The 14,204-nt window shown below is 55.0% G+C and carries 13 protein-coding genes; all 13 read right to left on the minus strand.

Translation table 11 applies throughout. The features are described from left to right. Positions 1-100: 100 nt before the first annotated feature. Positions 101-1,360 (minus strand): hypothetical protein, encoded by a 1,260-nt coding sequence (locus C666_RS20340; protein ID WP_154666104.1) that lies wholly within the window; start codon positions 1,358-1,360, stop codon positions 101-103. Positions 1,361-2,113: 753 nt separating this feature from the next. Next, entirely contained in the window at positions 2,114-3,451 is a 1,338-nt protein-coding gene (locus C666_RS20345) for a capsular polysaccharide export protein, LipB/KpsS family (protein ID WP_154666105.1), read from the minus strand. A 103-nt stretch (positions 3,452-3,554) separates the two neighbouring features. After that, positions 3,555-4,235, minus strand: a complete 681-nt coding sequence (locus C666_RS19530; RefSeq protein WP_004334220.1) for a PIG-L deacetylase family protein — start codon at positions 4,233-4,235, stop codon at positions 3,555-3,557. After that, positions 4,232-5,035 carry an inositol monophosphatase family protein gene (locus tag C666_RS19535; protein ID WP_162173248.1) on the minus strand — a complete coding sequence of 268 codons (804 nt, stop codon included), beginning with the start codon at positions 5,033-5,035 and terminating at the stop codon, positions 4,232-4,234. Before C666_RS19535 ends, C666_RS19530 begins: the two co-directional genes overlap by 4 nt. Further along, positions 5,028-5,885, minus strand: a complete 858-nt coding sequence (locus tag C666_RS19540; RefSeq protein ID WP_004334223.1) for an NAD-dependent epimerase/dehydratase family protein — start codon at positions 5,883-5,885, stop codon at positions 5,028-5,030. Before C666_RS19540 ends, C666_RS19535 begins: the two co-directional genes overlap by 8 nt. Before the next feature lie 11 nt (positions 5,886-5,896). Then, positions 5,897-6,940 (minus strand): N-acetylneuraminate synthase family protein, encoded by a 1,044-nt coding sequence (locus C666_RS04330; RefSeq protein ID WP_004334225.1) that lies wholly within the window; start codon positions 6,938-6,940, stop codon positions 5,897-5,899. A gap of 13 nt (positions 6,941-6,953) precedes the next feature. Further along, complete coding sequence (locus C666_RS19545) at positions 6,954-7,871, minus strand: ATP-grasp domain-containing protein (RefSeq protein WP_004334227.1); 918 nt, start codon at positions 7,869-7,871, stop codon at positions 6,954-6,956. Positions 7,872-7,953: 82 nt separating this feature from the next. Continuing rightward, on the minus strand, positions 7,954-8,484 hold the full coding sequence (gene pseH, locus C666_RS19550) for a UDP-4-amino-4,6-dideoxy-N-acetyl-beta-L-altrosamine N-acetyltransferase (RefSeq protein WP_081593373.1): 531 nt from the start codon (positions 8,482-8,484) through the stop codon (positions 7,954-7,956). After that, complete coding sequence (gene pseG, locus C666_RS04335; protein ID WP_004334232.1) at positions 8,438-9,595, minus strand: UDP-2,4-diacetamido-2,4,6-trideoxy-beta-L-altropyranose hydrolase; 1,158 nt, start codon at positions 9,593-9,595, stop codon at positions 8,438-8,440. Before pseG ends, pseH begins: the two co-directional genes overlap by 47 nt. Then, positions 9,595-11,622 carry an aminotransferase class III-fold pyridoxal phosphate-dependent enzyme gene (locus C666_RS04340; protein WP_004334234.1) on the minus strand — a complete coding sequence of 676 codons (2,028 nt, stop codon included), beginning with the start codon at positions 11,620-11,622 and terminating at the stop codon, positions 9,595-9,597. The genes pseG and C666_RS04340 overlap by 1 nt, the downstream gene beginning before the upstream one ends. Continuing rightward, on the minus strand, positions 11,619-12,512 hold the full coding sequence (locus C666_RS04345; protein WP_028791904.1) for an aldo/keto reductase: 894 nt from the start codon (positions 12,510-12,512) through the stop codon (positions 11,619-11,621). The genes C666_RS04340 and C666_RS04345 overlap by 4 nt, the downstream gene beginning before the upstream one ends. Continuing rightward, positions 12,499-13,032: a GNAT family N-acetyltransferase gene (locus C666_RS04350; protein ID WP_028791905.1), complete on the minus strand. Its 534-nt coding sequence runs from the start codon at positions 13,030-13,032 to the stop codon at positions 12,499-12,501. Before C666_RS04350 ends, C666_RS04345 begins: the two co-directional genes overlap by 14 nt. Then, entirely contained in the window at positions 13,013-14,203 is a 1,191-nt protein-coding gene (gene pseC / locus C666_RS04355; protein WP_004334240.1) for a UDP-4-amino-4,6-dideoxy-N-acetyl-beta-L-altrosamine transaminase, read from the minus strand. The genes C666_RS04350 and pseC overlap by 20 nt, the downstream gene beginning before the upstream one ends. Position 14,204: the final 1 nt, after the last annotated feature.

The raw sequence follows: 14,204 nt of genomic DNA on the forward strand, positions 1-14,204 counted from the left end.
TCTTGAATAATCTTATTTGCATCTTTTTGAGTGCAGAGTGATTGCTGATAAACGGCCAAGGAGATACTCGCTCTGAATTATATCCGTCATCCTGCTTTGCTTAAAACGAAGATAAAAGCACTGAGCCAATGGAAATGGCGCATGAAATTAGTAGAAAAAATATTAAAAGGGGAAAGTGCTCCCCCAGGGCACGCAGACTCATATATTGGCTTCCAATGATAGCCGCGAGACCGATAATCCATGCATAAGCAATACTATAAACGGCGTCGAGTCCAATTGCTGCGCAAACTCCGCTGATCGCTAGTAGTGTCGTGCAGCCTAGCGCTACGGAGCGTGTCTGCTTGGCCGATGCTGCAAGCCGATGGAGACAGCCCTCGAAGCAGGCTGTAACTGCCCAGAATATGATACCCAAGCCTATCGGTACGAGTAATCCGAAGTCTTCTGGGACTGGAATGTTGGAATGCACTTGGGGGGCGATCTTTATGAATCCGGCAGCAGCGACTGCTCCCAGTCCAACCAAGCTGACTGAAAAAGTCAAGAGCTGCTCTCTCTTGCGTGTTTCGATGTTTCCAAAGACAGTACGAAAGAACATCGTATTTATGAACTGGTGAATAAGAATGGCTACCGAAAGCCAACGAAATGCCAAAGAGAATTCGGCGACGCGCTCAGGTGTGCTCCAGATGCCTAGCAAGACTCTAGGAGCCGCCATAAAAACTCCCATTAAAGCGCTGCCGGCCATGAATCGAAAGCCGATATCAAAGAATGAGCGGTAGTTACGGCGCAGCCAGCGTGAAAAATCCGGTAGTGGGGTAACGCGTATAAGCCCCGTAGTGAGGATGGAGCCAAGAAATATTAATGTGAACGCATAGGTGCTGAAGAACTCCAATCGGATCTCCACAGCTAATAGCGCGAAAAGTAGAGAGATATAAAGGCTGCTCTCAACAGCAGAGGCCCAGGCCCCCTTGCCTAAGCCTTTCAGGCGACTGGAAAGGGTGGTCTGCAAGCAGATCAAAGCACACTGCAACGCAATCAGCCCATAAGATGCTTCTTCCCAGCTTTCGTTAAAAAACCTTACCGCCAGTGCAAACACAAACAGGGACATGGCGATCAACAGCGTGAAAATAGTTGCCGTGCGCAGGTGCCTTTGGAGCTTTCTGCCTATTGTGCCGTAGGCTACCACTCCTGCTGCTCCCATGTTGGCCATCGGGCCCAGTGACAATGATATGGCCAGCCACCATTCAACACGCCCGTATGCAGCCTGGCTCAGGATCGTTGCTGCCAGGAGAGGAGCAAGGAAGACCGGCGATTTAGCTAGCGCAAATAGGATGCCACGCCAAGAAAGATGCAGAAGTTTTCGCACTTCAAGGGCCCTTCGGGATGTGTTTATGCACGACCCTCTCGACGAGGCCATCAATTGAGACCGGGGGGTGTCGAGACGCAGCTTGGTCATAGTCAAGCTCAACAAAGCGCAATGGTTGGCTAACATAAAGGCCAACTCGATCGAGCGAACGAGAAACACAAGACGCTGCACCTATGGTAACGGCGTCCGCCACCCGAACTCCTGAGGTCAAAACGCAGGCAGAACCGATGTATACGTTATTGCCCACTCGAATTGATCCATCGATTCTGAAACGGTCCAATCCCGCTGGAGCATGCAGGTAGCCATGTGTCCATAACTGACTTCCGTTGCCTGCGAGTATCGAGTAATCCCCAAAGGAAACACTGCGTGTGCAATCGATGATGTGGCCAACCGTAATCTTAGAAAATTTGCCTAGCTTGAGCATTGCATGCCCCCAGCTAACTCCTTTGGGGCCACGTGTAATCTTGTTCTGATTGCCAATCCCTGCGTTTTCACATAGGACCAGCCAAAGAGGCCCCGTGGCGCGATTCAGATGCTGTATATAAGAGCGTTCGTGAAGAAGAAGAGTGTCAAGAGCAATAAAATTTCCGTGCCCTATCGTGTTGAAGCCGCGCAACTCGACGTGTCTCGCGTTAATCCAAGAAAATCCAATTCTGCATCCTGATGGAACTTTCCATCCAAAAAAGCGCAAAAAAAAATTCTTTAACGCACATGGCGGAAAAAAAAGACAGATTAGCCCAGAGAGACTGAAGTTCAGATGCATTGTTCAGCAACCTCCGAGATGGAACGAGCAACACTCTGTACATTCTGCCGCGTCATTACGGCTGGCAAGTGTGCTGGGTCTGAAACCATCCCAGGGAAGGTCGTCCTGTAAAGGCGCTGGACCAGCCGGATACGATCCGCGTCAGATGCGGTGATGAAGAGATTCGATTCTATTTCTTGAATGACATCCCTAATGCGGTCTATTTCGCTCAACAGTGTGCAACCCTTCCCGTTATCGACGATTCCCGGCCCAAATTGAACAACTGGTTTCGAGGACAAAACGCACTCGACGGCTACCGTGCCCGTGACCGTGCAGACTAGATCGACCCGCTTGAACACATCGGCCATGCTATCAGTAAGCGATATAGGCGAAATTCGAGTATTCTTCTGTAGCATGTCGATCAATTCAGCACTAAGTTCATATTTGGCCTTCGGGTTGACTTTCACCAGCAAGTGCCATCCCTGCGGTAGATTGTCCGCGAGATCACCGATGAGCTTTGCTTGATCCCGGAATCTCTGTCCCCAAACGTCTATATTGGCCTCTGGCTGCATCTGCAGAGGGTAGAGAACGAAGCGAGCGCCTTTTGGAGGCGCTTTGGTTGATACGAGCTGTTCCCATGTCGATAAATGTTTCCTGGTCTGCCGATCCAATACCCACTTTCTCAAAGGGGATGGTGTGTTGTAGCGCTCGCCCTGAAAGTAGCCGCGCAAGATGATCAAACGGTCGTTGAGCGAGCCTGGTTGTGGGTGGTTGCGCTCTGGTTCGCGCCCAGAGGGCAAAATCATGTAGTCAGGAATTTTTTCGCGCTTTCGAATGGATTCGGCAATGGCCAGGCAATCTTGTTCTGGGGGAATATCCCGGCTTTCTCCAAGAGGTTCCTTGGTGGCATAGGCATAAACAGAAAAACGCCCCCCTGGATATCCTGGCATGCTTGGATGGAGGTAGGGGATCCCTCTTGAGAGGCACTCGGCGATGACTATAAATTCGTGAAACAACGTACTCTCACCTACGACCGCGTCTGGCGCTTGATCGTCGAGCCACTTTTTAATATGAAGGCGATAGTGGTTGTAGTGATGATCGTTTCCACCGAAATAGTTGATGAAACGGTCTCCGGCGCGTGCCCAATGCAGTTCGTGTGAACGGCTATCGAGCTCTGTGTGCAAATCGGTGCCTCGGGGAAAAGGTGCTAAGAACACGGATTCGTCATCTGGTAAAAAAATTGGGTTTTGCACTAGCCAAGTAATTTGATGCCCAAATGATTTTAGCTCTTGGGCTATGGCGGCCCAGAATATCGTTTTGTACCTGTTTTCAATAAATGCTAATTTCATTTTAATGAGAGGTGAAGGTTTAAATTTATTCGGATCCGTGATGACAAAATCGATCTTTCAGGAATTGGCGCGGGGGAGGTAAATTGAATTTTTATTTTGACTGTTAGCGTAAATGCCTAATCGCCATGAATGCTTCTGCAGCCATCACTCCAACTGTGTTGCCTCGATGCCTTGCCAAGGATTCCAAGTGCCTCAAACTGCGGGAATGTGGTTCCTCGCGCATTTCAAGATCATAAGCCTTGAGCGCTTGAATCTTTACTGCCAGGAAATTGCTGATATCCACATAGTGGCTTGGCTGAAAGGGGGAATTGAATGGTGTCGCCCATTCGGTGCTCGACATGACCTCGAACGCATAAATCTCTCGAACGCAGCAGCCTGGTGTGGGTCTGCAGGCTGTCAGGACGGCTTGGTGGGCAACGCGGTGGTCCACGTTAAGATCGCCGTGGTGATGGGTATATATCACCTCAGGCTGTATTTCCTGGATGATTGGTTCAAGGCGCTGAATGACCTCGATCAGTGGCACGCTGTCGAGGCGGTTGTCGGGGAGGCCCAGATGGTGGCCATCGCGGATGCCGAGTACTTGTAGCGCTCTATCGGAGGCGCTGCCACGTAGTTCGAGTTCCTGGTCGCCCGAGTGGATACGGGAGCTTACGCCATCGGCCAGGAATACGATGTGCACGCTATCGCCTTCTGCGACGTGTCGCGCAATTGTACCGCCGCATCCAAGGGCTTCGTCATCCGCGTGGGCGGCGACTACAAGAACGGTTTTATTGAAAGAGGTCATATCGCTGAATTGGAAAATGAGGATAAGGCATCAATTATCCTGCGGGAGAGGCTTGGGGTCGCTGCAGCGATAAAACCTTGAGTTTTTTCCCAGGAGCCTTCAAAGAGATACGGGCTTCCATCCCTTTGCAGCAACACTCCGCCGATTTCATTCAAAATAACGAACGCAGGGGCAAGATCCCAGTCCCGAACGAGAACGTCCTTTACAAAAAGATCCGCCTCTCGGTTCGAAATCATGCAACATTTCAGACCAAGGCTCCCGCTTTCCCTGTACTGCAGAGGAATCCGCCTCATCAACTCCTCTACGATGCCATGTGGTTCTGGAGTGTTGTCCACAATGACCGGATTATGAAGCTCATTTTCCATCCGAGCCGGAATCCTGATGCCGTTGAGAAACGCTCCGCGGCCGGCTAGCCCAATATAGAAATTGGCTCTCATTGGGGCATTCACAAATCCAGCCACCGGCTGGCCGTCCTCCATGAGTGCAACTTGCGTGACAAATCCATCAAAGCCGTGGAGCCAGCTCGCAGTCCCGTCTATCGGATCGATCAGCCAATACTGCTGGGGGCGATGAGCGCAATGGCTCGCGTCCTCCTCGCTTATGACCGGGATGTGTGGCCAGATCTGAGTAAGTTTATCGACGAGGCGTTCGTGAGCCCAACGGTCGGCCTGCAGTTTAAGGCCGTGCGAAGATATGGAATGACGGGCTGACGGGTCGTTGCGCCATGCAATGAGGTCATGGCCAAGTCGAGTCATGGAGTCGACGAGCTCTTTTTCGCCGTCAGTTAAAAAATCAAGCATCTGGCTGCCTGATGAAGTGTTTGATGGCGGTTTCGAACGGGGGAAGGACATAATTGGCGATTTCTTCAAAAAAACCAAGGTCGAATTCGAACTCCGGGTGTACCGTTGCGTACTCAAAATTAAAGCCGAGTTCAAGCTGAAGTATTCTTATGAGTCTGTTGATGGAAACTGCTCCAGAGTACCCGATGTTGATCGGTGTGAAACGATCCGGGGCTCCTGGAACCAAAGTTGATATTGCGCGAGCTGCATCGCGAACGTCCATTGCTGCCCATGTGAGTGGAGATGCGGGTAGCGAAGGGATTTCCTTTCTGCGAATCGCGGCTAAGGCGTTGTACACCAAGCCTCCTTTTCGCGGAGGACCGTACAGACCGGGGATGCGGATTGCGTATCCTGGGACTCCGCTGCGCCTTGCGAGATTCTCTGCGTCTACCTTTCCTTGCGCGTAAGAGGAGGATGGGTTCAGCGGCATGCTTTCTGAAATGCGTCCGGAAACTCCATTGCCATACACGGTCATCGATGAGATCAAGAAAAGGGATTTTGGCCGCGAGGCAATGATGTTCTCAACCATTTGCACACTGCCTGTCGCGTCATCGTTGTAATCGCCGATTCCCTTCGGGACCTGCGCTGCCGCATGGATGATGACGTCGGGGCGTGTACTTTCCAATAAATAATCGGTCCCATCTCTGTCAAGCAAGTCGCATTGAACCCAGCCGGGATCGCCGGGATTTGGGTGTCGCCCGCTCCCAGTCACTGAATGCCCGCGGGCCCGAAGTTCGTTAACAATGTGCGCCCCCAGATACCCTCCGGCGCCGGTTACCAAGATTCTAGGAGCCTTGTTGAACGAGATCATGGAGCACCAACTTACAGCATATCCCAGGTTATATGATGATCCCCAGGGATTGATCTCTTCGCCTTTCTTCCGATCAACTCGGGAAGCAGGTGAGGAGATACTCCCAGGCCGGGGCGTTTGATCGCAAGCATGCTTTCATCTATTACCTCGCCTTCTGCTATGTCGCGTGCTGCATGAATGGAGCGGCGAACCTTCTCGGCCATTTCAATTTCAGGGCCGCGCGGGCCATTCTTGATCCCGTCACCCCTTGCGGCCTCGATAGTGCGAATGCGCTGGACCATTTCCTTGAGTTCATGCGGTTCCATTGCAAAGGAATGATCGGGTCCGGGGAGATTTCGATCAAGGGTAAAATGCTTTTCAATCATGCAGGCCCCCATTGCTACGGCCGCGCATGTAACCGTGTCTCCAATGGTGTGGTCGGAATAACCTGTGGGCACGCCAAATGCACTGCGCATGCTCTCCATGGCGCGCAGATTCGACATTTCGGTCGGCGCCGGATAAAGGGATGTGCATTGAAGCAGAATCACCTGGTGGTTGCCAACCTTGTGACACGTGTCCAGCGCGCGCTGGATATCCATCCAGTCGGCGAGGCCGGTGGATAGAATGACCGGTTTCCCAGTTTTCGCAATATGGCTTATCAGTCTCAAGTCGGTTAAATCGAAGGAGGCGACCTTCATGGCAGGCACGTCAAGTGCGGCCAACTCGTCTACAGCTTCGAAGTCGCAAGGAGAGGAAAAGAAATGTACCCCACGCTGAATGCAATAAGCCATCAAAGGGCGATGCCAGGTCCTGTCGAGTTCCAGGGCGCGAAGCAATTCCTGTATACTTTCGCCTTCCATCAAGTAAGAGGGCATTCTGGCGAATTTGGATACATGGACATCAGCCCGAAAGGTTTGGAACTTGACCGCATCAACGCCGGCTTCCACCGCAGCGTCGATTGTCCTGATGGCGATATCCCAGTCCTGGTTGTGGTTGGATCCAATTTCTGCAATAACGTAGGCCGGGTGATCTTTTCCGACTATTTTCCCGCCAATGTTAATATCTTGGTGTCTCATTTATCAGTCTCTTCTATTTGTGGAAGAAGTTGTTTTTCCAGTTTCGCTGAAGGCCGATCCTTGATGTCGGTAGGAACAAGGGCGCTGTTGAATCATACGGTTCGAAGGGGTCGAATCCGCTTTCTATGACCAGGCAGAATGTCGTCGAGACGCGTGGATTGATCTCGAATGGCCATACTTTGCCCCTGTCGTCGACGATGCACTGTAAATTGTAAATGCCTGTTGTTTTAAAGATCTTCTGGAAATCTTGTATATACTGCACAATTTCTCGATTGGCCTCGACTTCTGCGCTGATTGTAATTCCTCTTTTTTCCAGAACTTTGACGGGTACAACAGCGCGTAATCTTCCGCTCTGATCGGCTGCAACAAAAACGGTATATTCAGCCCCGACCGCCAGTTCTTGTGCAATGAATGCATCCGCAGGCAGATTCTGAAGTTCAAGGTATGCCGAAAGCTGCCTGCTATTCAGTAGTTTCATCACTCCGCGCGACCCTCTTCCACTCCGAGGCTTCGCAATCATGGGAAACCCGATTTCCTTTGGCTCGGAAAGCAAGTGTGTCTCTGGTGCATTCAACCCAGCACTGTGAATTGCACGTGATCCTGCAAACTTATCAAGCATGAGATCGACGAATTCTTTCGGCGGAAGCAGGATTTTGAAAGGGGCTGTTTCGTGCAGTTTCGCGACGATCGAGAGCTCTTCATCAACGCCGGGAACCAGGACATCTATTTTTCTTGATGTGCATAGGTCATGAATGGCATTCCGGAATCCAGCTTCGTTCGCCTTGGGTATCCCGATTCGCCGCTCAAGGGGTATCGAGGAGTCGATGGCGCCAGGGTTCGCATCTGCGAAATAAAGCTCATACTTATGATTGAGTTGGCGCCAAAGGGCTTCATTGCCTGATCCGCCGCCTCCGGTAAAAAGAATTTTCATTTGGACAGGTCCAGTGCCATAGAAGAGGTTCTTGATCGAAATGGTTCCGGTGCTCGTTTGTGCAACTCCCTTGGAGGGGGCACTATTCCTGTTGAGCGGCCTGTTGTTCGAGCCATTCACCCATTAATATGCCCAGGCAGTAAATGTCAATGTGTGCATTTCCGAAAAGTTGGTGCTCTCGAAGGATTCCTTCATCCTTGAAACCCAGTCGATGGTGAAGCTTGAGGGATGCTGTATTGAATGCCAGGACTCTGCTTGATACTTTGTTTACAGAAAGATTCCTGAAGGCAAATTGAAGCGCCGATGTGCAAATCTTGTAGCCCGTACCTTTGGGGCTGTGTGGAGCGGAATGAAAGCTCCATTCGGCTGTCCCGTTTTCCTTTACACCGGTAAAGTGAACGGTGCCAATGGGAATGCCGTGTTCCTCGATAACAAGCAGGGCTTTGCTTTGGTCTTTTGAGGACTCTTCAAACCAGGCCCGATGCTCTTCCGGAGTTATTTCATGCTGGGTAAGCATGAATCTTTTGACTTCAGGATGATTCCGCCAGGAAAGCATGCTTTCCAGGTCATCCTTTACCATCAGGCGTGCCCGGAGGGTTGTATTCGTTAGCATTCAACAATTCTTCCGTGATTAACGAAGTGCCTGCCCCCGTGGTAATTTCCCTCGCTGCACTGCTCATCCGGCTCAGGGCGACGGGCGACATGGCTTCCAGCAAGTGCTCGCCTATCGTTTCATGCAGATCATCTGCAATGCAGAAAATACGGGTTGCATTGGCGTTGTAAAGTGCGATTGCGCCTGTGCGCTGATTTTCGGCAATGATCGCCGTCAGTGCAGGTAATCCCAGGCAGCAACGTTCCCAGGCGGTTGTCCCGGCGGCTCCAATCGCAAGGTCACTGTCGGCCATCAACTGTGCCATGTCACTGACGCCGACCAGGACGGTCGTGGGGCAGGGCATGTCTTGCGCCTGTCTTCGTACATCGTCTAGCCATGGCGCCGTGACACCCATGACTGCCGTGATCCGGCAGTCTGCCGGAAGGGGACAGGTCCGCAGCGCCAGCAGTACCCTCCCGGTCGTATTGTCGTTGTCGACGCCGCCCATGGTGATCAGCAGGTGGCGTAGTACGGGTTGGCTGCGGCGCTGCAAGCTGTATGGGCGGAGGGCGGCGAACTCGGGACGTAGTAAGGCGTACTGTGATCCGCACAGCAAGCGGCAATCTGCCGGGACTGCGGTCCGGTATTCCTCTGGGGTACGGCGAAAGGTCTGGTCGAGCAGTAAATCGCATACATGCAGCCTGTCTGCCAGATCGTCGATAACCATCAACTTCCGGTAGTGCGGCGTGAGCATTCGTTCCCAGGACGCGTCCAATGCGTAGTGGTCGACAATGAGCCAGTCGGGGTGCAAATCGGCGAGAATCGTAGCGCAGGCTTCGGCGTCTTCAGTTTGGTTCGTACCTAGCAAGTGACTGTGTGCGAGCTTGGGCAATGTCGCCGTTTGCTCACCTGCAAGCGATCCGGCCCCTGCTGCGGATGGTGGCAGGGGGTGGACGACATGGCCTTTGCTGCGGATGAGTCCAATCAAGTTGCCGGGGTGTTCGCGGCAAATGAAGTGGCAGTAGGCACCACGCTTCGTGAGCGCATCGGCCAGCGTCAGGCAGCGCATGACGTGACCGGTGCCGATCTGCAGTGAGGCGTCCGTACGGAAGGCAATTTGCATCGTAGTCATCAGTTCAGGCGTTTGAACCCTCCGTGGCACACTGGGCCATTGAGCAGGCTGGCGACATCGCGGCCTTCTTCGCACTCCTTGATCAAACCGAATACTGGATCAAGTGCCGAAAAATAATCCTGAACGATTTGGGGGGTGTGATCGATGCACACATAGACGCTGGTGCCGCCGAGATAACCTTTTGCGAGCATTTCCTGGGTGATCAGGGTCTTGTAGGCCAGGGCGCTGTCACTGCGGAAGGAGAAGCCGGTGAGGGCGGGAAGGCCCCAGTGATCGATGGCCAAGCCGTGCTTGTCGGCGAGCTGCTGCCAGCATTCGCGAATCCGTAGTCCGGTGGCTGTAATGGTTTCCCAGGAGCGGATACGTTGCATGACTTCGAGCGTCTTGAGGGCCGCGCTGGGGCCGATGCGCTCGGTCCAGAATGTGCTGCTGATGAAGGTGCTTTGTGCGGCCTCCATGACTTCGCGTTTGCCGATGGTGGCGGTAATCGCGTAGCCATTGCCGAGCGCCTTGCCGAACATGGCCATGTCTGGTTCGACTCCGTAAAGCTGATGCAGCCCGCCAAAGCTCTGTCGGAAGCCTGAAGTACATTCGTCGAAGATCAGCACGATGCCGCGGTCGGTGGCGAGCTTGCGTACCTTGTGGAGAAAGTTGTCTTCAGGCCCTTTGTTGCGCACGACCTCCATCTTGATGACGCCGATGTCGTGCGTATTGACCAAGGATTCGAGCTCGGCAAAGTTGTTGTAGTTGAAGGGGAAGACGGTACCCCGCAGGTTGCGCGGCACGCCGTTGGGCTCCAGCCCGGGCAGCAGATGCCCCGCGAGGCTTTCATCGTCGCCCAGGTTCGCCGACAGATACCAGTCGTGCCAACCGTGGTAGCCACACACCGCCACTTTGTCCTTCCCGCTGGCCGCACGGGCGATACGGATCGCGATGGCGTTGGCTTCTCCGCCGGAGCGGGCGAAGCGCGCCATATCGGCCCATGGGTGGAGTTCGATGAGTTTTTCCGCGAGATAGACTTCTTCGGGGCAGTTGAACGTGGACATGTTGCCCGCGCTGACGGTTTGCTGCACCGCTGCGTCCACTTCCGGGTGGCCGTAGCCAAGCGTGTTGGTACCGATGCCCATGATGGACATGTCGATGTACGGATTACCGTCCAGATCCCAGACCGTGCAGCCTTTGGCCTTGCTGAAGTAAGCGGGCCACTGTTCGGGGAGGAACATCTCTGCGCGTTTGGACAGCAGCATGTTGCCGCCAGGAATGACGCGCTTGGCGCGTTTCCAGAGTTTCTGGCCAGTTCCCATCGAGGCTCCTTCGTTGCGAATCAGATGTTGGTTGGCGGCGAAAATCGCAGGGCGCATCTGTTGCAGCGCCAGTACTTCCCGCCAGGAGAAGTGAATGTTGGGGGCGAAGTGGGCGAACACTGCCGTGACGACGTCGAAATCCGCCGGTTCATCAACTGTCCAGCGCAGCGTGCCGTGATTTTCTTCGGCCTGCAGGGACGCTTGGCTGAAGCGTCCCGATTCCCGTAGATAGGGCGTCACATGTTCGCGATCATGCGGGCGGGATGTTTCCGCCGCAGCGCGTTCGAATGCCGCCATGCTGAAGACCTCGGTATCCAGCCCGTCGGGGTAGGTGGAAGGGGATGTGTTGCTGAAATAGTCCACGCCGCTGGCTTTGAAGCCGCGAATGACCTCGTCGACCAACTCGGAGTCGATCAGCGGGCAGTCGCCGGTCACGCGCACCACGACGTCCGCACGGTGTGTGCGTGCAGCCTGCAGATAACGCGCAAGCACGTCTGTCTCGCTGCCCATTTCACATGCATAACCGAGTTTGCGCACATGCTCGGCAAGCACCTGGTTGCGGGGATCGATCGAGGTGGCGACGACGATCTGGTCGACTTCGCGTGCGCGAGCCAGCCGGGCGAGCAGCAGTTCGATCATCGGCACGCCGCCGATGGGTTTCATCACCTTGCCAGGCAGGCGTGTCGAACCCATGCGGGCTTGGACGATGGCAACGACTTTCATGTTCTGTTCCAAAGAGCAGGGTTGAGCAGTGTGGCGTCATTGGTGTCGAGGCCGACCGGGCGTTCGGGCAGGACACCTTCCGCAGCAGAAAGAATGCCCTCCAGATGAGCCGTGCCGTCGACGCCGATCACCACACGTGTGACATCGGCGGTCCGCAGCGCATGGCGCACGCAGAGTTGGAGGGGGGATAGGCCGGTTTCGGCAAGCCACCCCTCCCATCTTCGCCAAATTATATCCCATTTGGAAAAATAAGCCGGCCGTGCGGAGGCGGACATCAGGAGTAAACCCTGCAAAAAGATCGAGCGCACGTGCAGCTCGCAGCCGGCTTCTGCCAATCGCGCAGCCCAGCCGGAGCGGACGATACGGGTATCGAGGACGTTCAGCGGGGCCTGGACGATGTCGAATGCCATTCCCGATGGCAACTGCGCGAGCTCTTCCGGGTCGTAGATCGAAATGCCGACTTTCCGGACATGTCCCTTATCGTATTGAGTGCGCAATGCACGGTATAGAGCGGCTCCTTCGGCAGTGCGCAACTGCGCTGGCCTATGCAGCAGCAGCCCGTGCAGAACGGGTACCCGAAGTCTTGCAAGCGATCCCTTCACCTGTGCCTCGACCCACGCAGCCACGTGGTCCGCATCGGGTAATGCGGGCATTTCCGGCAGCTTGGTGATGATTTGCCAGTCGGCGACGTTCAACATCCCTAGCGTCGTCTCGCTATCACCGTAGGCAATGGCCGTATCGAGTGTCCGGATACCCGCTTGGCGGGCAAGTGCAAGGATTCCGGCGCCTTGCTGGTGAGAGACTTGTCCCTGGGTGTTCGAAATCCCGTAAGGCAAGCCAAACTGCACGGTGCCCAGGATGATTCTATCCGGGCCGTTATTGCCATTCATCTTTCAATACCCCCAACCAAAAGCAGCCCTGGCGTTTGCCGTCCAGCACGACATTTTTTCTGAAGAAACCTTCGACGGTATAGCCGGATTTCATGAATGCCTTGAGGGAGGCCAGATTCTCGCTGTAGCAGCCTGCTTCGACCCGCAGGAGGCCGAGATCCTCGAAAGCATGGCGGGTGGCGAGGCGGATTGCCTCGGTGGCATAACCCTTGCCCCACGCCTGCTTGCTGCCGATGAAAAGGCTGAGCTGAGCGGTGCTGTATCGCGAGTTGATAAAACCAATCTTGATGTTGCCGATGTGTTCATCCATTTCAGCCAGAAAGATGCCGAAAAGGTGCTGTACAGGGTCGTCGTTCATGCTTTCGACGAATTGGTGGCAGCTTTCGACGGAATGGTGCTGATGCCGAATTTCGAGAAAACGATTGACTTCGGGGTCGTTGAGCCAGGCCGCATAGGCGGGACTTGCGTCGCCTGGGCAAAGCGGACGCAGGTAAAGCCGCTCAGAGTTCAAAAGGGGCATTTTTCATTCTGCCTGGACGCAGGGCGTGCGCGAGGGCCGCCACGACCTGTTCGAGTTGGTCGTCTGTCATGTGCGGGTACAGCGGCAGGCTGATCGCCTCGGCGTAATAGCGCTCCGCCGCGGGGAAGTCGCCTGCCTGGAAGCCCATGGTCTGGTAATACGGCTGGGTATGGACGGGAATGTAGTGCAGATTCACACCAATGCCCTGCTCACGCAGCGCTTCGAAGACCTGGCGGTGACTGCTGCCGATCCGCTCCAGTTGCAGACGGATGGCGTAGAGGTGCAGGCCGGAGTAGCCGTCCGGGTGTTGCCACGGCGTGGTCACCGGCAGGCCGACCAGCAGTTCGTCGTAGCGGAGGGCCAGTTGATGGCGGCGGGCGACGTAGTCGTCGAGCCGTGCCATCTGGCTGACGCCGAGCGCGGCCTGCAACTCGGTCATGCGGTAATTGAAGCCGAGATCGATCTGTTGGTAGTACCAAGGGCCGTCGGGGGCGTGCGTCATCTGCGCGGTATCGCGGGTGATGCCGTGGCTGCGCAGCAAGGCCATTCGGTTGGCGAGTTCGGCGTCGTTGGTCAGCGCCATGCCGCCTTCGGCGGTGGTGATGATCTTGACCGGATGGAAGCTGAACACGGTGATGTCGCTGTAGCGGCTTCCGCCGATGGGTTCGCCCTTGTACTTGCCGCCGATGGCGTGCGAGGCGTCCTCGATGATCTTGAAGCCGTAGCGCTGGCCGAGGGCGTGGATCGCCGCCATGTTGCAGGGCTGGCCGCACAGATGCACCGCGACCACCACCTTGGGCAGGCGGCCAGTCCGTTCTGCGGCGATGAGCTTGCGCTCGAGCGCCTGCGGGCACAGGTTGTAGGTGCGTGGATCGATATCGACGAAGTCGACCCGTGCGCCACAATACAGGCCGCAATTGGCCGAGGCGACGAAGGTGACCGGGGTGGTCCACAGCCAGTCGCCCGGCTCCAGGCCGAGGGCCAGGCAGGCAATGTGCAGCGCCGAGGTGGCGCTGTTGACGGCAATCGCGTGGCGGGCACCGCAGTATTCCGCCACGGCGCTCTCGAACAGGGGGACTTGAGGCCCCTGGGTGAGAAAGTCCGAGCGCAATACGGCAACGACAGCGTCGATGTCTTCCTGGGTGATGTCCTGGCGACCGTAGGGAATCATC

The organism is Thauera linaloolentis 47Lol = DSM 12138 (genome assembly GCF_000310205.1).
Classification (GTDB): domain Bacteria; phylum Pseudomonadota; class Gammaproteobacteria; order Burkholderiales; family Rhodocyclaceae; genus Thauera; species Thauera linaloolentis.

Coding starts and splice junctions, on each gene's coding strand:
- C666_RS20345 (WP_154666105.1), bottom strand. CDS start 3,451: ATGAAATTAGCATTTATTGAAAACAGGTACAAAACGATATTCTGGGCC.
- C666_RS19530 (WP_004334220.1), bottom strand. CDS start 4,235: ATGACCTCTTTCAATAAAACCGTTCTTGTAGTCGCCGCCCACGCGGAT.
- C666_RS19535 (WP_162173248.1), bottom strand. CDS start 5,035: ATGCTTGATTTTTTAACTGACGGCGAAAAAGAGCTCGTCGACTCCATG.
- C666_RS19540 (WP_004334223.1), bottom strand. CDS start 5,885: ATGATCTCGTTCAACAAGGCTCCTAGAATCTTGGTAACCGGCGCCGGA.
- C666_RS04330 (WP_004334225.1), bottom strand. CDS start 6,940: ATGAGACACCAAGATATTAACATTGGCGGGAAAATAGTCGGAAAAGAT.
- C666_RS19545 (WP_004334227.1), bottom strand. CDS start 7,871: ATGAAAATTCTTTTTACCGGAGGCGGCGGATCAGGCAATGAAGCCCTT.
- pseH (WP_081593373.1), bottom strand. CDS start 8,484: ATGCTAACGAATACAACCCTCCGGGCACGCCTGATGGTAAAGGATGAC.
- pseG (WP_004334232.1), bottom strand. CDS start 9,595: ATGACTACGATGCAAATTGCCTTCCGTACGGACGCCTCACTGCAGATC.
- C666_RS04340 (WP_004334234.1), bottom strand. CDS start 11,622: ATGAAAGTCGTTGCCATCGTCCAAGCCCGCATGGGTTCGACACGCCTG.
- C666_RS04345 (WP_028791904.1), bottom strand. CDS start 12,512: ATGAATGGCAATAACGGCCCGGATAGAATCATCCTGGGCACCGTGCAG.
- C666_RS04350 (WP_028791905.1), bottom strand. CDS start 13,032: ATGCCCCTTTTGAACTCTGAGCGGCTTTACCTGCGTCCGCTTTGCCCA.
- pseC (WP_004334240.1), bottom strand. CDS start 14,203: ATGATTCCCTACGGTCGCCAGGACATCACCCAGGAAGACATCGACGCT.